Here is a 24,639-nt window from a genome sequence, read left to right as displayed (position 1 = left end):
GGTAGGGGGTATTCGCCAAACCCTGACATGAAGTCGGTTTTCATCATCTGACCTGCGGAAACGCTCCTGCGGGTGTCTCGGCTGGTCAGCCGCGCCGCGCCTCCGGGTGGCTGTGCAGCCAGCCCGCCCAGGCGGACTCGGCCATGGCGCGCACGTCCAGCCGGGGGAGCCAGCCCAGCTCTTTGGCCGCCAGGTCGTACGACGCGACCACCCGGGCCGGGTCCCCGGGGCGCCGCGGGTGGACCACCGGGGCGGGCTCGGGCCGCCCCGTGACGTCGGCGACGACCTCGGTCAGCTCCCGCACCGACACGCCGGTGCCGCTGCCGAGGTTCACGGTCAGGTCGCCGGAGACCGCCGGGGCGGCGACGCGGCGGGCCGCGGCCAGGTGGGCGTCGGCGAGGTCGACGACGTGGACGTAGTCGCGGATGCAGGTGCCGTCGGGGGTGGGGTAGTCGTCGCCGAAGATCCGCATGGGCTCGTGGGCGGTGAGCCGCTCGAAGAACATCGGGATCACGTTGAACACCCCGGTGTCCGCCAGTTCGGGGGCGGCTGCCCCGGCGACGTTGAAGTAGCGCAGGCACGCGGTGGCCAGCCCGTGTGCCTTGCCCGTGGCCCGCACCAGCCACTCGCCGGCCAGCTTGGTCTCACCGTAGGGATTGATCGGCAGGCAGGGGGTGTCCTCGGTGACCAGGTCGACGTCCGGGGTGCCGTAGACGGCGGCGGAGGAGGAGAGGACGAAACGGCGCACGCCGGCGGCCACCACGGCCTCCAGCAGCACGCCCAGGCCGTGCACGTTCTCCCGGTAGTACGAGAGGGGCTGTTCCACGGACTCGCCGACCTGCTTCTTCGCCGCCAGGTGCACCACGCCCGTGACGTCGTACTCGGCGATGGTGCGGTCGAGCAGCAGCCGGTCCAGGAACGTGCCGCGCACCAGCGGTACGTCCGCGGGCAGCCGGGCCGGGTTGCCGGTGGACACGTCGTCCAGCACGACGACCTGCTCCCCGACCCCCGTCATGGCCCGTACGACATGCGCGCCGACGTATCCGGCCCCACCGATGATCAACCACGTCATGCCGGAACACTACCGCCCCGGTTTGGAGCACGAGTACGGGCTGCGAAATGATGATCGCCACCCGGTCGAGGCGAACGGGCGGTGAACCCGTGGTTCCAGGGATCCGCTAACCTCTGCCGACAGCCGCCCGGCCGGACGGGGGAGGGGCGGTCCCGCCTGCCGCCCGCCTGCCAAGGAGTGAGTTCGTCTGCGGACCGCAATCCTGATCGGCCCCCCCGTCTCCGGGTCACCCCTGGAGAGCGACCTGAGGTCGCTGGGCTACGACGACGTGCGTACCGCCGCGGACGTGGCCGACGCCGCCACCGTCCTCGCGCTGCTGCCCGCCGACGGCCGGGTCGCGCTCGTGGACAGCCGATTCGTCGGCCACCGGCACAGCCTGCGCCTCACGCTCGCCGACCCCCGCTGGCCCGGCGCGGCCGTGCCCGGGGTGGTCGCGGCGCGGACGCCCGCCGCCCGCGCCGCGCTCTCCCGCGCGGTGATGCGCAGCCAGACCCTCGACGGCGTCGCCGAGCAGACCGCCGCGCAGCTCGCCGACTCCGACGGGCCGCTGGCCCGGCCGGAGCTGGGCGTGCTGGTGGCGGCCGTACCCGAAGACGCGCTGGCGCGGGCGAAGGCGACGGACGCGGTCGCCGCCGTGGACGAGGAGAAGGCCCGGCTGCGCGCCGCGGTCAAGAGTCGCGACGGGTTCTTCACCACCTTCTGCGTCAGTCCCTACTCGCGCTACCTCGCCCGCTGGTGCGCCAACCGCGGCCTCACCCCCAACCAGGTCACCACCGCGTCCCTGGTCACGGCCGTCCTCGCCGCGGGCTGCGCGGCCACCGGCACCCGCGGCGGCTTCGTCGCCGCCGGCGTGCTGCTGCTGTTCTCCTTCGTCTTGGACTGCACCGACGGCCAGCTCGCCCGCTACTCGCTGCAGTACTCCACGATGGGCGCCTGGCTCGACGCCACCTTCGACCGAGCCAAGGAGTACGCCTACTTCGCGGGCCTGGCCCTCGGCGCGGCCAACGCCGACGGCGACGACGTGTGGGCCCTGGCGCTGGGCGCCATGGTGCTGCAGACCTGCCGGCACGTCGTGGACTTCGCCTTCAACGAGTCCATCGCCGGCACCGCCGCCGCGGCAGCCAATACCAGCCCCACCGCGGCGCTCTCCGAAAAGCTCGACCGGCTCGGCTGGACCGTGTGGCTGCGCCGCATGATCGTGCTGCCGATCGGCGAGCGCTGGGCGCTGATCGCCGTGCTCACCGCCGTCACCACCCCGCGCGTCGTCTTCGTCGTGCTGCTCGTCGGCATGGGGCTCGCCGCCTCCTACACCACCGCCGGCCGGGTGCTGCGCTCCCTCAAGCGCCGCGTCCCGCGCAGCGAGCAGGCCCTCAGGGCCCTGGACGAGCTGACCGACACCGGCCCGCTCGCGGAGGCCGCCGCCCGCCCTCTGCGTGCCCCCGCGCGCTCCCTGCCGTCGTTCGCGGCGCCCGCGCTGGCCGCCGCCGGCGGCGCGCTCCTCGTGGTGCTGGCGCTCGTCACCCCGTACGGCACCTGGTGGGCCCTGATAGGCGCCGGCGGCTACGTCCTGACCTCGGCACTCGCCGTCGCCCGGCCGCTGGCCGGCCCGCTGGACTGGCTCGTGCCGCCGGTCTTCCGGGCCGCCGAGTACGGCCTCGTCCTGGTGCTCGCGGCCCGCTCCGAGGTGAACGGAGCGCTTCCTGCGGCTTTCGGACTGGTAGCCGCGGTCGCCTACCATCACTACGACACCGTGTACCGCATCCGCGGCGGCACGGGTGCGCCCCCGCGCCGCCTGGTGCGGGCGATCGGCGGGCACGAGGGACGGGCGCTGGCGGTCACGCTGGCGGCAGCCCTGCTGACCGGCACGCGCTTCACGTTCGCGCTCGCGGCCATCGCCGTGGCCGTGGCGCTGGTGGTGCTCACCGAGAGCATCCGCTTCTGGGTCTCCTCCGGAGCCCCCGCCGTACACGACGAAACAGGAGAACCCGCATGATCGGCCTCGTGCTGGCGGCCGGCGCCGGACGGCGTCTGCGCCCCTACACAGACACCCTCCCGAAGGCCCTGGTCCCCGTCGACGGTGAGACCACCGTCCTCGACCTCACCCTCGGCAACTTCGCCGAGATCGGGCTCACCGAGGCGGCGATCATCGTCGGCTACCGCAAGGAGGCCGTGTACGAGCGCCAGGAGGCCCTGGAGCGCGCGTACGGGCTCAAGCTCACCCTGATCGACAACGACAAGGCCGAGGAGTGGAACAACGCCTACTCCCTCTGGTGCGGCCGGGACTCGGTCAGGCACGACGTGATCCTCGCCAACGGCGACACCGTCCACCCGGTCTCCGTCGAGCAGACCCTGCTCGCCGCCCGCGGCGACGGCAAGAAAATCATCCTCGCCCTCGACACGGTCAAGCAGCTCGCCGACGAGGAGATGAAGGTCGTCGCCGACCCCGACAAGGGCGTCCAGAAGATCACCAAGCTGATGGACCCGGCCACGGCCACCGGCGAGTACATCGGCGTGACCCTCATCGAGGGCTCCGCCGCCGACGAGCTGGCCGACGCGCTGAAGACCACCTTCGAGCGCGACCCCGACCTCTACTACGAGGACGGCTACCAGGAGCTGGTCAACCGCGGCTTCAAGATCGACGTCGCGCCCATCGGCGACGTTCCCTGGGTCGAGATCGACAACCACGACGACCTCGCCAGGGGCAGGGAGATCGCGTGCCGGTACTGACCCGCCTGATCCCGTCGCCGCTGACGGTCGACATCCGGGCCGGGGCGCTGGACGATCTCGCCGACCTCCTCTCCGACCAGCGCGTCGCGCCGTCCGGCCGGCTCGCCTTCGCGATCAGCCCGCGCTCCGGGCAGGCGCTGCGCGACCGCTTCGCGCCCGCGCTGCCCGGCGCGGACTGGTTCGCCGACGCCGACGGCACCATCGACGGCGCCGTGCGGCTCGCGGACTCCATCAAGTCCACCGGCCGCTACGACGCCGTCGTCGGCCTCGGCGGCGGCAAGGTCATCGACTCCGCGAAGTACGCCGCCGCGCGCGTCGGCCTGCCGATGGTCGCCGTGGCCACCAACCTCGCCAACGACGGGCTCTGCTCGCCGGTCTCCACACTCGACAACGACGCGGGGCGCGGCTCGTACGGCGTGCCCAACCCCATCGCGATCGTCATCGACCTCGACGTCATCCGCGAGGCCCCGGCGCGCTACGTCCGCGCCGGCATCGGCGACGTGACGTGCAAGATCTCTGCGGTCGCCGACTGGGAGCTGTCCCACCGCGAGACCGGCGAGCCCATCGACGGCCTGGCCGCCGCGATGGCCCGCAGCGCCGGCGACTCGGTGCTGCGCCACCCCGGCGGGATCGGCGACGACGACTTTCTCGTCATCCTCGCCGAGGCGCTGGTGCTCTGCGGCATCGCGATGTCGGTCGCCGGCGACAGCCGGCCGGCCTCCGGCGCGTGCCACGAGATCAGCCACGCCTTCGACCTGCTCTACCCGAAGCGCTGCGCGCTCCACGGCGAGCAGTGCGGCATCGGCGGGACCTTCGCCACGTTCCTGCGCGGCGACCAGGAGACGGCGCAGTTGATGGCGCGGGTGCTGCGCCGGCACGGGCTGCCCGTGCTGGCCGGTGATATCGGCTTCGCGGATGACGAGTTCGTGAAGGCCATCGAGTTCGCGCCGCAGACCCGGCCCGGCCGGTACACGATTCTCGAACACCTCGACCTGTCCACCGACCAGATCAGAGACGCCTACGCCGACTATGCCAAAGCCATCGGTAGCTGAGCTACGGCCCGTGGTCCACCCCGCCGGGGTGAAGGACCGGCGCAGCGGGGAGCACTGGGCCGGCCGCCTGTACATGCGCGAGATCTCGCTGCGCGTGGACCGCCACCTGGTGAACACCCGGGTGACGCCCAACCAACTGACGTACGTCATGACCCTCGCCGGCGCGCTCGCCGCCCCGGCGCTGCTGGTCCCCGGGATCCCCGGGGCGCTGCTGGGCGTGCTGATGGTCCAGTTGTACCTGCTCCTCGACTGCGTCGACGGGGAGGTCGCCCGCTGGAAACAGCAGTTCTCCATCGGCGGCGTGTACCTCGACCGCGTGGGCGCGTACCTGTGTGACGCCGCGGTGCTCGTGGGCTTCGGCCTGCGCGCCGCCGACCCGTGGGGCGAGGGGTCCGCCGACTGGCTGTGGGCCTTCCTGGGCACCCTCGCCGCGCTGGGCGCCGTGCTGATCAAGGCGGAGACCGACCTCGTCGGCGTCGCCCGCCACCAGCAGGGCCTGCCGCCGGTCAAGGAGTCCGCGGCCGAGCCGCGCTCGTCGGGAGTCGCCGTGGCCCGCAAGGCGGCGTCGGCGCTGAAGTTCCACCGGCTGATCCTGGGGATCGAGGCGTCACTGCTCATCCTCCTGCTGGCGATCCTCGACTCCGTCAAGGGCGACCTGTACTTCTCCCGGCTCGGTGTCGCCGTACTCGCCGCGATAGCGATGCTGCAGACCCTCCTCCACCTGGTCAGCATCCTGGCCTCAAGCAGGTTGCGGTGAGCCGAATGACATATGAACACCAGTCCCCGCAGCCGGAGGCGACCCGTCCGGAGGACGTCCGGCTCGGCGCCGTCGTGATCACGATGGGCCAGCGCCCCGAGGAGCTGCGCGCGCTGCTGGAGTCGGTCGCCGGGCAGGACGGAGCGCCGGTCGAGGTGGTCGTCGTCGCCCAGGGCGTGAGCCTGCCGGACCTGCCGCAGGGCGTACGGGTCGTGGAACTGCCCGAGAACCTGGGCATCCCCGGCGGGCGCAACGTCGGCATCGAGGCGTTCGGCGACGGCGGGCGCGGCGTCGACGTGCTGCTGTTCCTCGACGACGACGGTCTTCTGCCACAACAGGACACCGCCCGGCTGGTGCGCGAGGCGTTCGCCGCCGACCCGCGCCTGGGCATCGTCAGCTTCCGCATCGCCGACCCCGAGACCGGGGTCACGCAGCGCCGGCACGTACCCCGGCTGCGCGCGTCCGACCCGATGCGCTCCTCGCGCGTCACCACGTTCCTCGGCGGCGCCAACGCGGTGCGTACAGCGGTGTTCCAGGAGGTCGGCGGGCTGCCGGGCGACTTCTTCTACGCCCACGAGGAGACCGACCTCGCCTGGCGCGCGCTGGATGCGGGCTGGCACATCGACTACCGCGCCGACATGGTGCTGCACCACCCGACGATGCCGCCCAGCAGGCATGCCACGTACCACCACAATGTGGCCCGCAACCGCGTCTGGCTGGCGCGCAGAAACCTGCCCGCGTTGCTCGTCCCGGTCTATCTCGGTGTCTGGTTCCTGCTCACAGTGGCACGCAGCCCCGCGCCGGCTGTGCTGAAATCATGGCTCGTAGGCTTCCGAGAGGGCTGGCGCGCACCGTGCGGGCCACGCAAGCCCATGAAGTGGCGTACGGTGTGGCGGCTGACCCGGCTGGGACGACCGCCCGTGATCTGACAAGCTCGTACCGTTGAGTGTCTGAGGACGAAAGTTACCGACTGTGAGCGATACGGCAGTGGGCGCTCCGCCCAAGCGCCACCCCGACGACGGGCTGTCCGCGGCCGAGCTGGCCGCCAAGTACGGCCTCTCGGTGAGCGGCGCACGCCCCGGTCTGCCCGAATACGTGCGGCAGCTCTGGGCGCGACGCCACTTCATCATGACCTTCTCGCGCGCCAAGCTCACCGCGCAGTACAGCAAGGCGAAGCTGGGCCAGTTGTGGCAGGTGCTGACACCGCTGCTGAACGCCACGGTGTTCTTCTTCATCTTCGGCATCCTGCTCGGCGGCCGGGGCAACATGTCGAAGAGCGAGTACATCCCGTTCCTGGTGACCGGGGTGTTCGTGTGGACGTTCACGCAGCAGTCGGTGATGTCCGGCGTCCGTTCCATCTCCGGGAACCTCGGACTGGTGCGCGCGCTGCACTTCCCGCGGGCCGCGCTGCCGATCTCCTTCTCGCTGCAGCAACTGCAGCAGTTGCTCTACTCGATGATCGTGATGGCCGGGTTCCTGCTGGGCTTCGGCTACTACCCCCGCTGGTCCTGGCTGCTGGTGCCGGCGATCCTCGCGCTGCAGTACCTCTTCAACGCCGGGCTGGCGATGGTTTTCGCCAGACTCGGCAGCGACTCGCCGGACCTCGCCCAGGTGATGCCGTTCATCCTGCGCACCTGGATGTACGCCTCCGGCGTGATGTTCCCGCTGCACTTCATGCTGGTGGACCGGGCGGACGCCCCGCAGTGGGCCGCCGACCTCATCGCGATGAACCCGGCCGCGGTGTACATGGACCTCATGAGGTACGTCCTCATGGGCGACTACTCCGCGAACAACCTGCCGCCGTTCGTCTGGCTGCTCGGGCTGGGCTGGGCCGTCGTGATCGCGGCGCTCGGGTTCGTGTTCTTCTGGAAGGCTGAGGAGCGATATGGCCGTGGCTGAACATCCGACGAGCCGCGCCGAGGCCGCCGTCCCCGACGACGGGCGGGTGCCGACGGTCATCGCGGACGACGTGCACATCGTCTACCGGGTGCTGGGCGGGGCCCGGCGCGGCAAGGGCAGCGGCGCCGCCGCCCTGAACCGCATCCTGCGCCGGGAGAAGGACGACCGGGTGCGCGAGGTGCACGCGGTGCGCGGGGTGAGTTTCACGGCGTACCGCGGCCAGGCCATCGGCCTGATCGGCTCCAACGGCTCCGGCAAGTCGACGCTGCTGAAGGCCATCGCCGGCGTGCTGCCCGCGCACAGCGGCAAGGTGTACACCAACGGCCAGCCCTCGCTCCTCGGCGTCAACGCCGCGCTGATGAACGACCTCACGGGCGAGCGGAACGTGATGCTCGGGGGGCTGGCGATGGGCATGACCCGCGAGCAGATCCGCGAGCGGTACCAGAGCATCGTCGACTTCTCCGGCATCAACGAGAAGGGCGACTTCATCACCCTGCCCATGCGGACGTACTCCTCCGGCATGGCGGCGCGGCTGCGGTTCTCCATCGCCGCGGCCAAGGACCACGAGGTGCTGATGATCGACGAGGCCCTGGCCACCGGCGACCTGAGGTTCCGCAAGCGCTCCGAGGCCCGGCTGCGCGAGCTGCGCAAGCACGCCGGCACGGTGTTCCTGGTCAGCCACACCAACAAGTCCATCCGCGACACCTGCGACCGGGTGCTGTGGCTGGAGAAGGGCGAGTTGGTGCGGGACGGGCCGACGGACGAGGTGCTGAAGGAGTATCAGGAGTTCTCCAAGCGGTAGTCCTCCTGCGTGCCCAAGGGCCCCGCCGCGTGTCGCGGCGGGGCCCTTGGCGTACGTGCAGCGTGCTCACACCCCGGCCGGGGTGCGCTCCGGCTCCCGGCCGGGCGCCGCGCCCGGACCGGCCTCGCTCAGCCCCACGCGCCCGTGCACCCGGCGCAGCCAGCGCGGCGCGTACCAGGCGTGCGCGCCCAGCAGCCGCATCGCGGCCGGCACCAGCACACCGCGTACCGCGATCGCGTCGATGAGGATGGCCAGGCCGCTGCCCAGGCCGAACATCTGCAGGAAGCTGACCTCGCCGGTGCCGAAGGCGAAGAAGCTGACGGCCAGCAGCCCCGCGGCCATCGTCACGATCCGGCCGGTGCGCGCCAGCCCGTTCGTCACCGCCGTGGCCGGGTCCGCGCCCGCGTCGTGCAGCTCCTTGATCCGGCTGGTGAGGAAGACCTCGTAGTCCATCGACAGGCCGAAGGCGATGCAGAACATCAGCACGGTCATCGCCGTGTCCATCGGCTGCGGTGTGAAGCCCAGCAGCCCGCTGAGGTGGCCGTCCTGGAAGATCCACACCATCGCGCCCATGGCCGCGGCCAGGCTGACGGCGTTGAGGACGACCGCGCGCAGCGGCTGGACGACGCTGCCGGTGAAGAGGAACAGCAGCACGAACGTCGTGAGCAGCACCATCCCGACGGCCAGCGGCAGCCGGCTGCCGATGCTGTCCTTGGCGTCGACCAGCTCCGCGTCGGTGCCGCCGACCAGGGCCTCCACCCCGTCGGGCGCGGGCACCGCGCGGATGTCCCGCACCAGTTGCTGCGCGGGCCCCGACGCGGGCGCCGGCTCGACGGAGACCGTCAGCCGCTGGGCGCCGGGCCGGCCGAGCCCCGCGGCGGCCGGGCTCGCGGGCCCGGCGGCGCCGTCGGCGTACGAGCCGTTGCTCGCGTCGACCCGGACGACGCCGTCCAGCCGGGAGAGTCCGGTGGCGTAACGAGCGAGGTCGGGCCCGGCGACGGCGCCGGTGGTGACGACGTGGACGGCGCTGCTGTCGTCCACGGCGAAGTCCTCGCGCAGCGCGGTGGCGACCTGCCGGCTCTGGGCGGTCTCGGGGAGCACCCGTTCGTCCGGGGTGCCGTAGCTGACGCCCAGCAGCGGGGAGGCGGCCAGCAGCAGCACGCCGAGCACCGGCAGCGCGGTGAGCGCGGGCCGGCGCATGACGGCGCCGGCGACCCGGCCCCACAGCGGCGCGTCGGTGCGCCGCATGGCCCGGCCGGCGGGCACCCGGCCGCGGTTGACGCGGTGGCCGAGGACGGCGAGCAGCGCGGGGATGATCACCAGCGCACTTACCGCGGCGATGGCCACGACGCCGATGCCGGCGTACGCGAAGGAGCGCAGGAAGTACTGCGGGAAGACCAGCAGCGCGGCGAGTGCGGCGACGATCGTCGCGGAGGAGAACGCGATCGTGCGGCCCGCGGTCGCCACCGTGCGCCGGACCGCCTCCGGCACCTCGTCGCCCGCGGCCAACTGCTCGCGGAACCGGCTGACCAGCAGCAGCCCGTAGTCGATGCCGAGGCCGAGGCCCAGCGCGACGGTGAGGTTGACCGAGAAGACCGAGACGTGGGTGAGGCTGCCCAGCACCCACAGCTCGGCGAACGTGCCGAAGACGGCGACCAGGCCGATCGCCAGCGGCAGCAGCGCCGCGACGACGCTGCCGAAGGCGAGGACCAGCAGCACGAGGGTGACGGGTACGGCGATCGACTCGGCCAGCGCCAGGTCGGCGGCGACCTGCGTGGACACGTCGTTGCTCACCGCGGCGTTGCCGCCGGCCCGCACGGTGACGCCGTCGCGGGTGCCGGTGTACTCCTCGGTCAGCGTCCTGGCGTGGTCGGCCTCCTTCTCGTCGCCGCCGGTGACGTGGGCGAGGACGAGGGCCTGGCTGCCGTCCGTCGAGGTGAGCCCCTCGCCGCCGCGGTCCCAGTACGACGTGACGCCGCTGACGGTGGACTCCGCCCGCAGCCCTTCGGTCACCTCGAGCCCGCGCTCGCGGGCAGCGTCCCCGTCGAGTCCCCCGGACTCGGCGGAGACGAGCAGGACCAGGTTCGTATCGCCCCCGAATCTGTCGTCGATCACCTCCTGCGCCTTGCTCGACGGTGACCCCGGATCGCTGAAGCCGCCGCCGCTGAGCTTGCCGAAGGCCCCGAAGCCGAGCGCCGCCATGGCGACGACCGCGACGACGGCGAGCGTGAGCACGAGCCGGGTCCTGCGCAGGACGAGCTCCGCAATGCGTGTCAGCACGGGTGCCCCCCTTTCCATGTTTATAGCGTTAACATTGACCCTTGCAGGTGATGTTAATGCTGTCAACATGAGGCATGATGCGACTATGAGCGAGGTCAGGGGCTCGAAGGCGGGATACCACCACGGCGACCTGCGGAACGCGCTGGTCGACGCGGCATCGGAGCTGGCCCGCAGCGGCGGGCCCGAGGCGGTCGTGCTGCGTGAGGCTGCCCGGCGCGTCGGCGTGTCGCCGACGGCCGCGTACCGCCACTTCGCCAACCAGGCCGACTTGCTGCAGGCAGTCAAGGACGAGGGCCAGCGGCGGCTGGCGGACTCCATGGAGGAGGTGATCGCCGAGGCCGGACGGCCCTCCGGCGGCGAGCCCGCTGCGCCTGCCGGTCCCGCCGATGCCGCCGATGCCGCGGATCCCGCGGGGGCCGCCAAGGCCCGGCTGACGGCGCTCGGCCTCGGCTACGTCCGCTTCGCCGTCGCCGAGCCCGGCATGTACCGCGCGGCCTTCTGCCGGGTGGGGGCGGCCCCGGAGGCGTGGACCCAGGGCGACGGCGCCGGGGACCGCGGCCCGGGCGACGTCCGTTCCTTCCGGATGCTCGTCGGGGCCATGGACGCCCTCGACGCCGCGGGCGTGCTGCGACCAGGCGTACGGGACGGCGCGGAGTTCGCCGCCTGGTCCGCGGTGCACGGGCTGGCCATGCTCATCCTCGACGGGCCGCTGAGCGGCCTGCCGCCTGCGCAGCGGGACGCGATCGTCACCCGCACGCTCGCCATGGTCCTGGACGGCCTCACCGTATGACCCGGTAAATCTCTTGCGCACGAGGGCGTTTCGCCGTACTTCTCGTGCGTGCGAATTGAGGTGACCACCACATGCCGCGTCTTCGTCCTGTACGGCGTACGCTGGACCGGTGCTGTTTGGCGGCATGTGGGCGATAAGGGAGCTTGGGGGTCGCCCCGGACCTGCTCAGGGACACGACGCCGGCGGCGGCGTGTCCGGAATGGGCACATCTGGGTACGCGGTGTAGAACGGGAGGCGTGACGGCTTTGGCGAAGACGAAACCCCAGCTCGAAGTCGCGCCCGCCGTCTGCGCCCCGGGAGCCGCGGCCCAGGGCAGTCGCCGGTGACCGCGGCGGACGACGCTCCGTCGCGCGCCGTACTCGGCCAGGCCGCTGACGAGAACTTCCCCGTGGCCCCGTTCTTCCTGCCCCGTGCCTGGCGCGCCGACCTCATGGCGCTCTACGGCTACGCCCGCCTCGTCGACGACATCGGCGACGGCGACCTCGCCCCCGGCGGCGCGGACGCCGCCGCGCTGGGCCTCGGCCCGGACCAGGCCGACGACCCGCTCGCGCTCCTCGACGCGCTGGAGGCCGACCTGGACCGCGTATTCGCCGTCGGCACCACCGCTGTCCCCGGCCACCCCCTGCTGCGCCGGCTGCGTGTCACCGTCCGCCGCCACGGGCTGTCCCCGCAGCCGTTCCACGGCCTGCTCCAGGCCAACCGGCAGGACCAGAAGGTCCGGCGCTACGAGACGTACGCGGAGCTGGAGGGCTACTGCGAGCTGTCCGCCAACCCGGTCGGCCGGCTCGTCCTCGCCGTGACCGGCACCGAGAGTCCCGAGCGCATCCGGCGCTCGGACGCGATCTGCACCGCTCTGCAGATCGTCGAGCACATCCAGGACGTCGCCGAGGACCTCGGCCGGGACCGCATCTACCTCCCGGCCGAGGACATGCGCCGCTTCAGCGTCACCGAAGCGGACCTCGCCCGGCCCCGCGCCGGCGAGCCGGTGCGCGCCCTGATCCGGTACGAAGCCGACCGCGCCGCGCGGCTCCTCGACGAGGGCGCGCCCCTCGTCGCCAGCGTGCGCGGCCGGCTGCGGCTGCTGCTCGCCGGCTTCGTGGCCGGCGGGCGCGCGGCGCTCGCCGCCGTCGCCGACGCCGGCCACGACGTGCTCCCCGGACCCCCGAAGCCCACCCGGCGCAGGCTGCTGCGCGAGGTGGGGGCGATCCTGCGACGAGAGGGGTGACCGCACCGTGACCACACCGTCACGCGCGGCCTACGCATCCGCACAGGTGCTCTCCGCGTACCGGTACTGCGAGGCCGTCACCGGCCACCAGGCCCGGAACTTCGCGTACGGCATCAGACTCCTGCCGTACGACAAGCGGCTGGCGATGTCCGCGCTGTACGCGTTCTCGCGCCGCGTGGACGACATCGGCGACGGCGAGCTGCCACCCGAGACCAAGCTCGCCCGGCTGGAGGACACCCGGCGCCAGCTCGACCGCATCCGGGCGGGCCGCGTGGCCGAGGACGACACCGACCCCGTCGCCGTGGCCCTCGCGCACGCCGCGCACCGGTTCCCGATCCCGCTCGGCGGGCTCGACGAGCTGATCGACGGTGTCCTCGCGGACGTGCGCGGCCAGGAGTACGAGACCTGGGAGGACCTGAAGGACTACTGCCGCTGCGTGGCCGGCGCCATCGGGCGGCTCTCCCTGGGCGTGTTCGGCACCGTGCCCGGCGCGCGGGACTCCGAGCGCGCGCCCCTCTACGCCGATACGCTCGGGCTCGCGCTGCAACTGACGAACATCCTGCGCGATCTGCGCGAGGACGCCGACGAGGGCCGCAGCTACCTGCCCGCCGTCGACCTCGCCAAGTTCGGCTGCTCCGAAGGCTTCCACGGCGCCACGCCGCCGCCCGGCTCGGACTTCCCCGGGCTGGTGCAGTTCGAGGTGCGCCGCGCCCGCGCGCTCTTCGCCGACGGCTACCGGCTGCTGCCCATGCTCGACCGGCGCAGCGGCGCCTGCGTCGCGGCGATGGCCGGCATCTACCACCGGCTGCTGGCGCGGATCGCCGCCGACCCCGAGGCCGTGCTGCGCGGGCGGGTGTCGCTGCCGGGCCGGGAGAAGGCGTACGTCGCGCTCCGCGGCCTGGCCGGCGTCGACGCCCGGCAGGCGAGCCGGAGGTCCCGGTGAGCCCCGCGGCTGCGGCCCCCGCGGCGCTGCCGTACCTACGGGCCGCCCCTTCCGCACCCGCGGTGCGCGAGCGGGACCGGGAGCGCCCGGGGGCGTGCGCTGTGGCGTACGCGGCGCAGGGGTGTGCGCCGTGGCCCGGCAAGGTGTGCGGCGCGACGCGGCGGGCCAGACATAGTGGGGACCGAGACGGGTGGGGAGGTGGCCGGGATGGCTGACCCCGGCCCGGGGGGACGGCCGCGGGCCGTGGTCGTCGGCGGCGGTCTTGCCGGGATGACCGCCGCGATGGGACTCGCCGACGCCGGCGTCGACGTCACGCTCCTCGAAGGCCGGCCGCGCCTGGGCGGGCTCGCCTTCTCCTTCCGCCGCGGCGACCTCACCGTCGACAACGGCCAGCACGTCTACCTGCGTTGCTGCACCGCGTACCGGTGGTTCCTCGACGAGGTCGGCGGCAGCGGGCTCGCGCCGCTGCAGGAGCGTCTGGACGTGCCCGTGCTGGACGCCGCCACGCCGGCGCGCAGGGGACCGGGCCCGCGCTCCGGGCGGCTCGGCCGCACCGACCTGCCGGTGCCGCTGCACCTCGCCGCCGGCCTCGCCCGGTACCCGCACCTGTCGCTCGCCGAGCGCGCGAGCGTGGGCCGGGCCGCCCTGGCGATGCGGCGGCTCGACCCCGCGGACCCGGCCCTGGACGGCGTGGACTTCGCCGGCTGGCTGCACCAGCGCGGGCAGTCGCCCCGCGCCGTCGCGGCGCTGTGGGACATGGTGGGCGTCGCCACCCTCAACTCCTTCGCCCCGCAGGTCTCGCTGGGGCTGGCGGCGATGGTGTTCAGGACCGCGCTGCTCACCGAGCGCGGCGCCGCCGACATCGGCTGGGCCCGCGTACCGCTCGGCGAACTGCACGACACCCTCGCCCGCCGCCGGCTGGAGCGCTCCGGCACCCGCATCCTGCTGCGCACCCGCGCCACCGGACTGCGCCGTATCGCCGCCGGCGGCTGGCAGGTCGACGTGGCGACGGGACCCGAACGCGCCGGCGGCCCCGCCGCGTCGCTCGACGCCGACGCCGTGGTCCTCGCCGTGCCGCAGCGCGAGGCGCACGGGCTGGTGCCGGCCGGCGCGCTCGACCACAAGGACCGGCTGCTGCAGATCGGCACCGCACCCATCCTCAACCTCCACGTCGTGTACGACAGGCGGGTGCTGCACTCCCCGTTCGTCGCCGCGATCGGCACCCCCGTGCAGTGGATCTTCGACCGCACGGACTCCTCCGGCCTCGCCGACACCTCCCATGGCCGGGAAAGCCAGTACGTGGCGGTCTCCCAGTCCGCCGCACAGGACGACATCGAGCGGCCGGTCGGCGAGCTGCGCGAGCGCTACCTCCCCGAGCTGGCGAAGCTGCTGCCCGACGCCCGCGGCGCCGAGGTACGCGACTTCTTCGTCACCCGCGAGCGCACCGCGACCTTCGCCCCGGCACCGGGCGTCGGCCGGCTGCGCCCGGGTTCCCGGACCCACGCGCCCGGCCTCGCACTCGCGGGCGCGTGGACCGCCACCGGCTGGCCCGCGACCATGGAGAGCGCCGTTCTCAGCGGCCTCGCAGCGGTCCGCGAGACCCTCGGCGGCCTGGGTCGAGAAGTGCCGCGGAACCTGCTGGAAGCAGTGTGAGATCCGTCATCGGAGGAGAGAACGTGCCCCGTCCAGAACCGGACACCGACACCGCGGCCACCCCCGGCGCCGCCGAAGTCCTGGCGATGCTGGACCACGCCCGGGAGCTGACCAACCCCGTGCTGCACGCCGTAGTCGACCGGCTCGTACCTCCCATGGACACCGTCGCCGCCTACCACTTCGGCTGGATCGACGCGCAGGGCAACCCCGCCGACGGAGACAGCGGCAAGGCCGTGCGCCCCCTCCTGACGCTGCTCGCCGCCGAGGCCGCCGGCGCCTCCGCGGAGACCGGCGTCCCCGGCGCCGTCGCCGTGGAGCTGGTGCACAACTTCTCCCTCCTGCACGACGACCTGATGGACGGCGACGAGCAGCGGCGCCACCGTGACACCGTGTGGAAGGTGCACGGCCCCGCGCAGGCCATCCTCGTCGGCGACGCCCTCTTCGCGCTCGCCTGCGAACTGCTGCTGGAACGGGACACGCCCGAGGCGGCGCGCGCCGCCCGCCGGCTGAGCACCGCCACCCGCAAGCTCATCGACGGCCAGGCACAGGACATCGCGTACGAGCACCGCGAGAGCGTCACGGTCGCCGAGTGCCTGGAGATGGAGGGCAACAAGACCGGCGCGCTGCTGGCGTGCGCCTGCGCCGTCGGCGCCGTGCTCGGGGGCGCGGGCGACGAGGTGGCCGACGGTCTTGAGCGCTACGGCCTCCATCTGGGCCTGGCCTTCCAGGCCCGCGACGACGTGCTCGGCATCTGGGGGGAGCCCGCCGTCACCGGCAAGCAGACCTGGAGCGACCTGCGCCAGCGCAAGAAGTCCCTGCCGGTGTGCGCGGCGCTCGCGGCCGGCGGACCGGCCTCCGCGGAGCTGGCGAAGGTGCTCGCCGCCGACGCCAAACGGTCAGATGACCGAAATACCGATGCGGAAAACGACTTCGACGAGGAAGAATTCGCCGCCCGGGCCGCGTTGATCGAAGAAGCCGGCGGCCGTCGGTGGACCCAGGAGGAGGCACAGAGGCAGCACGAGACCGCTCTCGCCTCGCTGGACGAGGTGAAGATGCCCGACGACATCCGCGAACGGTTCGTCGCACTCGCCGACTTCGTCGTCGTACGCCGACACTGAGACCGACGCCCGGGCCGCGCGTCCGGACGTCCCTTCGAAAGGGGTGTGCATGAAAGCCACTGCCGATGGCGGCAACGCAACCGACACCGCCCCCGCAGGGGCGACGGCCGTTTTACTGGCCGCCAGGCAGGCGGTGGAGCGGGCGAGCGCCAACCTGCTCGACCGGCAGGACGTCGAGGGCTGGTGGAAGGGCGACCTGGAGACCAACGTCACCATGGACGCCGAGGATCTGCTGCTCCGTGAGTTCCTGGGCGTACGGGACGAGCACACCACCCGCGCCGCCGCGCGCTTCATCCGCCGCCAGCAGGGGCCGGAGGGCCCCTGGGCGACGTTCTACGGCGGCCCCGGGGACCTCTCCGCGACCGTCGAGGCGTACGTCGCACTCCGGCTCGCCGGCGACGCGCCCGACGAGGACCACATGGCCCGGGCATCCGCCTGGGTGCGCGCGCACGGCGGCATCGCCGGGACCCGCGTCTTCACCCGCATCTGGCTCGCGCTGTTCGGCTGGTGGCGCTGGGAGGACCTGCCCGAGCTGCCGCCCGAGCTGATCTACCTGCCGTCCTGGTTCCCGCTGAACATCTACGACTTCGGCTGCTGGGCCCGGCAGACGGTCGTGCCGCTCACCGTCGTCTCCGCCAAGCGCCCCGTGCACCCCGGCCCGTTCACCCTCGACGAACTGCACACCGACCCGGCCGTGCCCAACCCGCCCCGGCCGCAGGCGTCGCCGGCGACCTGGGACGGCATCTTCCAGCGGCTGGACCGGGCGCTGCACGCGTACCGCCGGGTCGCGCTGCGCCCGCTGCGCAAGGCGGCGCTGCGCAGTTGCGCCCGCTGGATCATCGAGCGCCAGGAGAGCGACGGCTGCTGGGGCGGGATCCAGCCGCCCGCCGTCTACTCGGTGATGGCGCTGCACCTGCTCGGCTACGACCTCGACCACCCGGTGCTCAAGGCGGGTCTGGAGTCGCTGGACCGCTTCGCGGTCTGGACCGACGGCGCGGAGAAGGCCGCGGCGGACGCCGACGGCGCGGGTGACACGGGAGACACCCGCGACGACGGCCCGGTCCGGATGATCGAGGCGTGCCAGTCCCCGGTCTGGGACACGTGTCTGGCGACCATCGCGCTCGTGGACGCCGGCGTGCCCGCCGACCACCCCCAGCTCGTCCGGGCCGCCGACTGGATGCTCGCGGAACAGGTGCTCGCCACCGGCGACTGGTCCGTACGCCGCCCCGGACTCGCCCCCGGCGGCTGGGCGTTCGAGTTCCACAACGACAACTACCCCGACACCGACGACACCGCCGAGGTCGTCCTCGCCCTGCGCCGCGTCGCCCACCCCGACCAGCCGCGCGTCGACGCCGCCGTGGAGCGCGCCGTGCGCTGGCTGTCGGGCATGCAGTCGAAGAACGGCGCCTGGGGCGCGTTCGACGCGGACAACACCTCGGTGCTCCCCAACAAGCTGCCGTTCTGCGACTTCGGCGAGGTCATCGACCCGCCGTCGGCCGACGTCACCGCACACGTCGTGGAGATGCTGGCCGGCGAGAAGCTCGGCGACGACCCGCACGCCCGCCGCGGCGTGGCCTGGCTGCTCGCCGAGCAGGAGGCGGCCGGCGGCTGGTTCGGCCGCTGGGGCGTCAACTACGTGTACGGCACGGGCTCCGCGGTGCCCGCGCTCGTCGCCGCCGGGCTGCCCACGTCGCACCCGGCGATCCGGCGGGCCGTCGCCTGGCTGGAGAGCGTGCAGAACGACGACGGCGGCTGGGGCGAGGACCTGCGTTCGTACCCGGATCCGGCGTGGATCGCCCGCGGCGACTCCACCGCCTCGCAGACCGGCTGGGCGCTGCTCGCGCTGCTGGCCGCCGGCGAGCACGCCAGCGCGGCCGTCGAGCGCGGCGTGGCCTGGCTGGCCCGTACCCAACTCCCCGACGGGTCCTGGGACGAGCCGCAGTTCACCGGCACCGGCTTCCCATGGGACTTCTCCATCAACTACCACCTGTACCGGATGGTCTTCCCGCTCACCGCGCTCGGCCGCTACCTGTCCGCGACAGCGGGGCTGACGCCGACCGCCGGTGACGGCCGGGGGGCCTGATGCCCGACACGCCCGCGCCGCTGCTCGTCGTCTGTGCGCTCGGCATCGAGCGGCGGGCGCTGGCCGCGGGCACCGGCAGCGCGGCCGGAGACGCGGGTCCGGCCGACGTGCTGCGCACCGGTATGGGCCCCGAGCGGGCCGAGCGGGCCGTGGCCCGCCGGCTCGCCGAGGAGCCGTTCCAGGACGCGCCCGTGATCGCCGCCGGCTTCTGCGCCGGGCTGCTGCCGGACATGCGCCCCGGCGACGTCGTCGTCGCCGACGCCGTACGGGCCGACCACCAGGGCGCCGAGACCACCGGCTGCCCGGACAACGGGCCGCTCCTCGACGCCCTCGCGCTCCTCGACGCCCGGGTGCACACCGGGCTGCTGCTGGGCACCGACCACGTCGTACGCGGCGCGGCCGGCCGCGCCCGGCTGCGCGAGCGCGGCGCGATCGCCGTCGACATGGAGTCCGCCGCCACCCTGCGCACGGCCGCGGCGGCCTCGCGGATACGCCCCGTTGCGGCCGTCCGGGTGGTCGTGGACGCGCCCGAGCATGAACTCGTCCGTTTCGGAACGCTGCGCGGCGGTCTTGCCGCGTACCGCGTGCTCAGCTCAGTTCTTCCTGCATTTTTCGAATGGCACCGTCATGTGATGATTCCCAGGAGGCGAACCTGATGGCCATGCCGCTGCGCCAGTCGCTCAAGGTTGCCGGTTATCTCTTCTCGCAGAAGACGCTCAAGCGACGGGAGAAGTTCCCCCTGATCGTGGAGTTGGAGCCGCTCTTCGCCTGCAACCTCAAGTGCGAAGGCTGCGGAAAGATCCAGCATCCCGCGGGGGTGCTCAAGCAGCGCATGCCGGTGGCCCAGGCGGTCGGCGCCGTGCTGGAGTCGGGCGCGCCGATGGTCTCCATCGCGGGCGGCGAACCGCTGATGCACCCGCAGATCGACGAGATCGTCAGGCAGCTCGTGGCCCGCCGGAAGTTCGTCTTCCTGTGCACCAACGCCATGCTGCTGCGCAAGAAGCTCGACAAGTTCACGCCCTCGCCCTACTTCGCCTTCGCCGTGCACATCGACGGGCTGCGCGAGCGGCACGACGAGTCGGTCGCCAAGGAAGGCGTCTTCGACGAGGCCGTGGCGGCGATGAAGGAGGCGAAGCGGCGCGGGTTCCGGGTCACCACGAACTCCACCTTCTTCAACACCGACACCCCGCAGACCGTCGTCGAGGTACTCGACTTCCTCAACGACGACCTCAAGGTGGACGAGATGATGATCTCGCCCGCGTACGCGTACGAGAAGGCGCCCGACCAGGAGCACTTCCTCGGCGTCGAGCAGACCCGCGAGCTGTTCCGGAAGGCGTTCGCCGGCGGCAACCGCAAGCGCTGGCGGCTCAACCACAGCCCGCTCTTCCTCGACTTCCTGGAGGGCAAGGTCGACTTCCCGTGCACGGCCTGGGCCATTCCCAACTACTCGCTCTTCGGCTGGCAGCGCCCCTGCTACCTGATGAGCGACGGCTACGTGCCGACCTACCGGGAGCTGATCGAGGACACCGACTGGGACAAGTACGGCCGCGGCCGGGACCCCCGGTGCGCCAACTGCATGGCCCACTGCGGCTACGAGCCCACGTCCATCCTCGCCACCACGTCGTCGCTGAAGGAGTCGCTGCGAGCCGCGCGGGAGACGGTGGGAGGCAACCGCAGCCGCGGGGAAGGGGAATGAGATGCCGCTCCTGGAGAGCATCGGCGGCCCCCACGACCTGAAGGCGCTGCCGCCGGAGCGGCTCGGCGAACTGGCCGCGGAGATCCGCGAGTTCCTCATCCACGCCGTCGCCCGCACCGGCGGTCACCTCGGGCCGAACCTCGGCGTCGTCGAGCTGACCCTCGCCCTGCACCGGGTCTTCGACTCGCCGGCCGACCGCATCCTGTGGGACACCGGCCACCAGTCGTACGTGCACAAACTCCTCACCGGCCGGCAGGACTTCTCCGGCCTCCGCGCCAAGGGCGGTCTGTCCGGCTACCCGTCGCGGGCCGAGTCCGAGCACGACGTCATCGAGAACAGCCACGCCTCCACCGTCCTCGGCTGGGCCGACGGCCTGGCCAAGGCCAACGAGGTGAAGGGCCGGAACGACGCGGTCGTCGCCGTCATCGGTGACGGGGCGCTGACCGGCGGCATGGCCTGGGAGGCGCTGAACAACATCGCCGCCGCCCGGGACCGCCCGCTGGTCATCGTCGTCAACGACAACGAACGCTCCTACTCGCCGACCATCGGCGGCCTCGCCGACCACCTCGTCACCCTGCGCACCACCGACGGCTACGAGCGCTTCCTGTCCTGGGGCAGGGAACTGCTCGACCGCACGCCGGTGGTGGGGAAGCCGCTGTACGACTCACTGCACGGCGCGAAGAAGGGCTTCAAGGACGCCTTCGCGCCGCAGGGCATGTTCGAGGACCTGGGGCTGAAGTACGTCGGCCCCGTCGACGGGCACGACATCGCCGCCGTCGAGTCGGCGCTGCGCCGCGCCCGGCGGTTCCACGGACCGGTCCTCGTGCACTGCCTGACGGAGAAGGGCCGGGGCTACCAGCCCGCGCTGGACGACGAGGCCGACCGCTTCCACACCGTCGGCGTCATGGACCCGTTCACCTGCGAGCCGGTCGCACCGCCCAGCGCGCCGTCGTGGACCTCGGTCTTCTCCGACGAGCTGGTGCGCATCGGCGCCGAGCGCGAGGACGTGGTGGCGATCACCGCCGCCATGCTCCACCCCACCGGGCTCGCCGCGTTCGCCGCGGCGTACCCCGGGCGGACCTGGGATGTGGGCATCGCCGAGCAGCACGCCGCGGTGTCCGCCGCGGGTCTGGCGACCGGCGGGCTGCACCCCGTCGTCGCGGTCTACGCCACGTTCCTCAACCGGGCCTTCGACCAAGTGCTGATGGACGTGGCGCTGCACCGCTGCGGCGTCACGTTCGTGCTCGACCGCGCCGGCGTGACCGGTCCTGACGGCGCCTCGCACCACGGCATGTGGGACATGTCGATCCTCCAGGTCGTCCCCGGCCTGCGCATCGCCGCGCCGCGCGACGCCGACCAGTTGCGCGCCCAGTTGCGCGAGGCCGTCGCCGTCGACGACGCGCCCACCGTCGTCCGCTTCCCCCGGGGCACGGTGGGCGATCCGATACCCGCGACGGCGCGCGTCGGCGGCATGGACGTGCTGCGCCGCGACGAGCGCGACGACGTGCTCCTGGTCGGCGTCGGCGCCATGGCCTCCGTCTGTCTGGAGGCCGCGGACCTGCTCGCCGGGCGGGGCCTGGGCTGCACCGTCGTCGACCCGCGCTGGGTCAAGCCGGTCGACGGGCACCTGCCGCCGCTGGCGGACCGGTTCGGCGTCGTCGCCGTGGTGGAGGACAACAGCGTCGGCTCGGGTGTCGGCGCCGCCGTCGCGCGGGCGCTGCGGGACGCCGAAGTCGACGTACCCTTGCGCACGCTCGGCCTGCCGGAGAAGTTCCTGCCGCACGGCAAGCGGGCCGAGGTGCTGGCCGAGGCCGGGCTGACCCCGGCCCGGATCGCCGCCGCCGTCGGCGGGGTGCCCGCCGCGAGGGCCGGGGAGCCGGTCCGTACGGGGGAACGTACGAGGGAGAGGGAAGAAAGCACCCGATGAGCTTCGACGTCGGGGCGCTGCTGGCCGAGCGCGGGGGAGAGCGCTACGACCTGCACGCCCGGTACCTCAACCACCAACTGCCGCGGATGCTGCACACGCTGGGCTTCGACAAGACGTACGTACGCGGCCAGGGCGCGTACTTCTACGACGAGGAGGGCCGGGACTACCTCGACCTCCTCGCCGGCTTCGGCGTCATGGGCCTGGGCCGCAACCACCCGGTGGTCCGCAAGGCCCTGCACGACGTGCTCGACCTGGACCTCGCCGACCTCACCCGCTTCGACTGCCAGCCGCTGCCCGGGCTGCTGGCGGAGAAGCTGCTGACGTACGCGCCGCACCTGGACCGGGTGTTCTTCTCCAACAGCGGCACAGAAGCGGTCGAGACCGCGCTGAAATTCGCCCGCTACGCCACCGGGAAGCCCCGCGTCCTCTACTGCGACCAGGCGTTCCACGGGCTGACCACCGGCTCGCTGTCCGTCAACGGCGTCGATGCGTTCCGCGACGGCTTCGCGCCGCTGCTGCCGGACACCGCGGTCCCGCTCGGCGACCTCGACGCGCTGGAGCGGGAGCTGCGCGCCGGGGACGTCGCGGCGCTCGTGGTCGAGCCGATCCAGGGCAAGGGCGTGCACGCCCCGCCGACCGGGTATCTGCGCGCGGCGCGGGAGTTGCTGCACAAGCACGGCGGGCTGCTCGTCGCCGACGAGGTGCAGACGGGCATGGGGCGTACCGGCGAGTTCTTCGCGTACCAGCACGAGGAGGGCGTGGAGCCGGACCTCGTCTGCCTCGCCAAGGCGCTGTCCGGGGGGTACGTGCCCGTCGGCGCCACCCTCGGCCGGGAGTGGATCTTCAAGAAGGTCTACTCGTCCATGGACCGCGTGCTGGTGCACTCGGCGAGCTTCGGCACCAACGCGCCCGCGATGGCCGCCGGGCTCGCCACCGTGCACGTACTGGAGGATCAGCGGCTCGTCGAGAACGCCCGGACCACCGGTGACCTGCTGCGCACCGAACTCGCCGGGCTGATCGACCGGTACGAGCTGCTGCACGACGTGCGCGGGCGCGGGCTGATGGTCGGCATCGAGTTCGGCAAGCCGGCGTCGCTGAAGCTGCGCGGTCGCTGGACGCTGCTCCAGGCCGCCCGCAAGGGGCTGTTCTCGCAGTTGATCGTCGTCCCGCTGCTGCAGCGCCACCGCATCCTCACCCAGGTCTCCGGCGACCGGCAGGAAGTCATCAAGCTGCTGCCGCCCCTGGTGATCGGGGAGGCCGAAGTGCGCCGGTTCCTGGACGCGTTCACGGCCGTGATGGACGAGGCGCACGCCGGCGGCGGACTGATCTGGGAGTTCGGCCGCACCCTGGCCAAGCAGGCGGTCTCCGGCCGCTGAACCGCCGGTTGTACGCTGCCGGGATGAGTGCGGACCCGGCGCAGACCACGGTACGGGCGGTGGGCGCCATGACGGCGCGCTGGGCGCGGGCCGTGGTGCGGGACGGCCGCCGCACGGTGTTCGCCGCCACGGGCCTGTGGCCGCCGGCGGCGCTGCTCGCCGGAACGGCGGCCGGGCCCGCCCGTGCGGAGCTGGCCGACGCCCTCGGCGTACCCGCGCACGACGCCGTCGCCGCCGGGCGCGAACTCCTCGCCTCGCTCGACGGGATGCCCGGCGTGGACGCCGCGCTCGGGCTCTGGGTCCGCGGCGACCGGATCGAGCTGCGGCCCGAGTGGGCCGGGCAACTGCCGCCCGGCGTACGCGGCCTGCTCACCGGCGACGCCGCGGCGGACCGCGCGGCGCTGGACGCCTGGGCCGCCACGCGCACCGACGGGCTGATCCCGGCCATGCCGGTGGCGCTGACGGAGCGGACCCGGCTGGTGCTGGCCTCGGCGCTGCTCGTACGGACCGACTGGGTCCTTCCGTTCCAGCAGCAGTGGACGGAGCGGCTGCGCCACGGGCCCTGGGCCGGGCGGCAGGTCAACGAGCTGCTGCACGCCCACGGCCGGACGGACCGGCTGCGCGTCGCCGCCACCCCGCTCGGCCCGGTGACCCTCTACGAGGTCGAGGGGGACAACGGCATCGACGTCCACCTTGCGCTCGGCCCCGAAGGCGCGCCCGGCGGCGAGGTCGTGGGCGCCGCCGTCGAGGCGGTCGCCGGCGGGTACGGCCTCACGCCCGGCGGCGAGTTGCCCGAGGGCAGGCCGGCGCCGGGGGTGGAGGTGACGTACCAGGTGTCGATGGACCCGGAGCCCCGGCTGGTCGTGCGCACCGTGCCGTTCACCGTGGCCGACGACCACGATCTGCTGGACCACCCGCGGCTGTTCGGCCTTGAGACCGCCTCCGACGACAGCCGCGGCCACTTCCCCGGGGTGACCGGCAGCGAGCCGCTGGCGGTCACGTCCGCGCGGCAGGCCGCGACCGCCACCTTCACGGCGCTCGGGTTCAGGGCCGCCGCGGTGACCGCGCTGGGCATGGCGGCGGCGGGGTTGCCGAGCCGGCGGGCGAAGCTCGTGCTGGCCCGCTACGACCGCCCCTTCGCGTTCGTCGCCGTGCACCGCGCCTCGGGGCTCGCGCTCGTCGCGGGCTGGGTCGCCGAGCCGGCGAAGGCGGCGCGCGAGTAGCGCCAGGGCCACTCGG

Annotated in this window: 20 protein-coding genes; 18 read left to right on the top strand and 2 right to left on the bottom strand. The window is 73.1% G+C overall.

The features are described 5' to 3' along the window. Positions 1–85: 85 nt before the first annotated feature. A complete protein-coding gene (gene galE, locus B124_RS18890) occupies positions 86–1,072 on the bottom strand; it encodes a UDP-glucose 4-epimerase GalE (protein ID WP_496504053.1) in 987 nt (328 codons plus the stop codon). A gap of 187 nt (positions 1,073–1,259) precedes the next feature. Here galE and B124_RS18885 point away from each other — a divergent pair, with 187 nt between their 5' ends. From B124_RS18885 to B124_RS18855, 7 genes are read left to right on the top strand one after another with little or no spacing between them, the layout of a single operon-like run. Next, positions 1,260–3,065 (top strand): DUF5941 domain-containing protein, encoded by a 1,806-nt coding sequence (locus tag B124_RS18885; protein WP_496504093.1) that lies wholly within the window; start codon positions 1,260–1,262, stop codon positions 3,063–3,065. Further along, a complete protein-coding gene (locus tag B124_RS18880) occupies positions 3,062–3,799 on the top strand; it encodes a phosphocholine cytidylyltransferase family protein (RefSeq protein ID WP_496504052.1) in 738 nt (245 codons plus the stop codon). Before B124_RS18885 ends, B124_RS18880 begins: the two co-directional genes overlap by 4 nt. Further along, the gene (locus B124_RS18875; RefSeq protein WP_496504051.1) at positions 3,787–4,851 is read left to right on the top strand and encodes an iron-containing alcohol dehydrogenase family protein; all 1,065 of its coding nucleotides are present in this window, start codon (positions 3,787–3,789) and stop codon (positions 4,849–4,851) included. The genes B124_RS18880 and B124_RS18875 overlap by 13 nt, the downstream gene beginning before the upstream one ends. Then, positions 4,829–5,608, top strand: coding sequence for a CDP-alcohol phosphatidyltransferase family protein (locus tag B124_RS18870; RefSeq protein ID WP_496504050.1), 780 nt, complete (start codon positions 4,829–4,831; stop codon positions 5,606–5,608). Before B124_RS18875 ends, B124_RS18870 begins: the two co-directional genes overlap by 23 nt. A gap of 5 nt (positions 5,609–5,613) precedes the next feature. After that, positions 5,614–6,537 (top strand): glycosyltransferase family 2 protein, encoded by a 924-nt coding sequence (locus tag B124_RS18865; RefSeq protein ID WP_496504049.1) that lies wholly within the window; start codon positions 5,614–5,616, stop codon positions 6,535–6,537. A 58-nt stretch (positions 6,538–6,595) separates the two neighbouring features. Then, on the top strand, positions 6,596–7,507 hold the full coding sequence (locus tag B124_RS18860) for an ABC transporter permease (RefSeq protein ID WP_496504092.1): 912 nt from the start codon (positions 6,596–6,598) through the stop codon (positions 7,505–7,507). Then, positions 7,494–8,309, top strand: coding sequence for an ABC transporter ATP-binding protein (locus B124_RS18855; protein WP_496504048.1), 816 nt, complete (start codon positions 7,494–7,496; stop codon positions 8,307–8,309). The genes B124_RS18860 and B124_RS18855 overlap by 14 nt, the downstream gene beginning before the upstream one ends. Before the next feature lie 66 nt (positions 8,310–8,375). On the opposite strand, the gene B124_RS18850 is transcribed toward B124_RS18855, so the two are convergent. After that, positions 8,376–10,589 carry an MMPL family transporter gene (locus tag B124_RS18850; protein WP_496504047.1) on the bottom strand — a complete coding sequence of 738 codons (2,214 nt, stop codon included), beginning with the start codon at positions 10,587–10,589 and terminating at the stop codon, positions 8,376–8,378. Between the two features lie 85 nt (positions 10,590–10,674). Here B124_RS18850 and B124_RS18845 point away from each other — a divergent pair, with 85 nt between their 5' ends. The 11 genes from B124_RS18845 (at position 10,675) to B124_RS18795 (ending at position 24,623) form a co-directional block, all read left to right on the top strand. Continuing rightward, positions 10,675–11,379, top strand: coding sequence for a TetR/AcrR family transcriptional regulator (locus B124_RS18845; RefSeq protein ID WP_496504046.1), 705 nt, complete (start codon positions 10,675–10,677; stop codon positions 11,377–11,379). Between the two features lie 322 nt (positions 11,380–11,701). After that, positions 11,702–12,604, top strand: a complete 903-nt coding sequence (gene hpnC, locus B124_RS18840) for a squalene synthase HpnC (RefSeq protein ID WP_496504045.1) — start codon at positions 11,702–11,704, stop codon at positions 12,602–12,604. 7 nt (positions 12,605–12,611) lie between these two features. Beyond that, a complete protein-coding gene (gene hpnD / locus B124_RS18835) occupies positions 12,612–13,547 on the top strand; it encodes a presqualene diphosphate synthase HpnD (protein WP_496504044.1) in 936 nt (311 codons plus the stop codon). A 207-nt stretch (positions 13,548–13,754) separates the two neighbouring features. After that, positions 13,755–15,200, top strand: coding sequence for a hydroxysqualene dehydroxylase HpnE (gene hpnE / locus B124_RS18830; protein ID WP_496504043.1), 1,446 nt, complete (start codon positions 13,755–13,757; stop codon positions 15,198–15,200). A 23-nt stretch (positions 15,201–15,223) separates the two neighbouring features. Further along, complete coding sequence (locus B124_RS18825) at positions 15,224–16,318, top strand: polyprenyl synthetase family protein (RefSeq protein WP_496504042.1); 1,095 nt, start codon at positions 15,224–15,226, stop codon at positions 16,316–16,318. Between the two features lie 49 nt (positions 16,319–16,367). Then, complete coding sequence (shc, locus tag B124_RS18820) at positions 16,368–18,401, top strand: squalene--hopene cyclase (protein ID WP_496504041.1); 2,034 nt, start codon at positions 16,368–16,370, stop codon at positions 18,399–18,401. Then, positions 18,401–19,057: a phosphorylase family protein gene (locus B124_RS18815; RefSeq protein WP_496504040.1), complete on the top strand. Its 657-nt coding sequence runs from the start codon at positions 18,401–18,403 to the stop codon at positions 19,055–19,057. The genes shc and B124_RS18815 overlap by 1 nt, the downstream gene beginning before the upstream one ends. Continuing rightward, positions 19,057–20,097 (top strand): adenosyl-hopene transferase HpnH, encoded by a 1,041-nt coding sequence (gene hpnH, locus B124_RS18810; protein WP_496504039.1) that lies wholly within the window; start codon positions 19,057–19,059, stop codon positions 20,095–20,097. The genes B124_RS18815 and hpnH overlap by 1 nt, the downstream gene beginning before the upstream one ends. A gap of 1 nt (position 20,098) precedes the next feature. Further along, complete coding sequence (gene dxs / locus B124_RS18805; protein ID WP_496504038.1) at positions 20,099–22,024, top strand: 1-deoxy-D-xylulose-5-phosphate synthase; 1,926 nt, start codon at positions 20,099–20,101, stop codon at positions 22,022–22,024. Next, entirely contained in the window at positions 22,021–23,400 is a 1,380-nt protein-coding gene (locus tag B124_RS18800; RefSeq protein ID WP_496504037.1) for an aspartate aminotransferase family protein, read from the top strand. Before dxs ends, B124_RS18800 begins: the two co-directional genes overlap by 4 nt. 23 nt (positions 23,401–23,423) lie before the next feature. After that, complete coding sequence (locus B124_RS18795; protein ID WP_496504036.1) at positions 23,424–24,623, top strand: serpin family protein; 1,200 nt, start codon at positions 23,424–23,426, stop codon at positions 24,621–24,623. Positions 24,624–24,639: the final 16 nt, after the last annotated feature.

It is taken from the genome of Streptomyces sp. CNP082 (genome assembly GCF_059570535.1).
Note: the sequence above shows the minus strand (reverse complement) of the source record. Positions and strands in the feature narration are given on the sequence as shown.

Excerpts from the sequence above, each read along its gene's own strand:
- B124_RS18870 (WP_496504050.1), top strand. The coding sequence starts at position 4,829 with ATGCCAAAGCCATCGGTAGCTGAGCTACGGCCCGTGGTCCACCCCGCC.
- hpnE (WP_496504043.1), top strand. The coding sequence starts at position 13,755 with ATGGCTGACCCCGGCCCGGGGGGACGGCCGCGGGCCGTGGTCGTCGGC.
- dxs (WP_496504038.1), top strand. The coding sequence starts at position 20,099 with ATGCCGCTCCTGGAGAGCATCGGCGGCCCCCACGACCTGAAGGCGCTG.
- hpnH (WP_496504039.1), top strand. The coding sequence starts at position 19,057 with ATGGCCATGCCGCTGCGCCAGTCGCTCAAGGTTGCCGGTTATCTCTTC.
- shc (WP_496504041.1), top strand. The coding sequence starts at position 16,368 with ATGAAAGCCACTGCCGATGGCGGCAACGCAACCGACACCGCCCCCGCA.
- galE (WP_496504053.1), bottom strand. The coding sequence starts at position 1,072 with ATGACGTGGTTGATCATCGGTGGGGCCGGATACGTCGGCGCGCATGTC.
- B124_RS18845 (WP_496504046.1), top strand. The coding sequence starts at position 10,675 with ATGAGCGAGGTCAGGGGCTCGAAGGCGGGATACCACCACGGCGACCTG.
- B124_RS18855 (WP_496504048.1), top strand. The coding sequence starts at position 7,494 with ATGGCCGTGGCTGAACATCCGACGAGCCGCGCCGAGGCCGCCGTCCCC.
- B124_RS18800 (WP_496504037.1), top strand. The coding sequence starts at position 22,021 with ATGAGCTTCGACGTCGGGGCGCTGCTGGCCGAGCGCGGGGGAGAGCGC.
- B124_RS18815 (WP_496504040.1), top strand. The coding sequence starts at position 18,401 with ATGCCCGACACGCCCGCGCCGCTGCTCGTCGTCTGTGCGCTCGGCATC.
- B124_RS18880 (WP_496504052.1), top strand. The coding sequence starts at position 3,062 with ATGATCGGCCTCGTGCTGGCGGCCGGCGCCGGACGGCGTCTGCGCCCC.
- B124_RS18865 (WP_496504049.1), top strand. The coding sequence starts at position 5,614 with ATGACATATGAACACCAGTCCCCGCAGCCGGAGGCGACCCGTCCGGAG.
- B124_RS18795 (WP_496504036.1), top strand. The coding sequence starts at position 23,424 with ATGAGTGCGGACCCGGCGCAGACCACGGTACGGGCGGTGGGCGCCATG.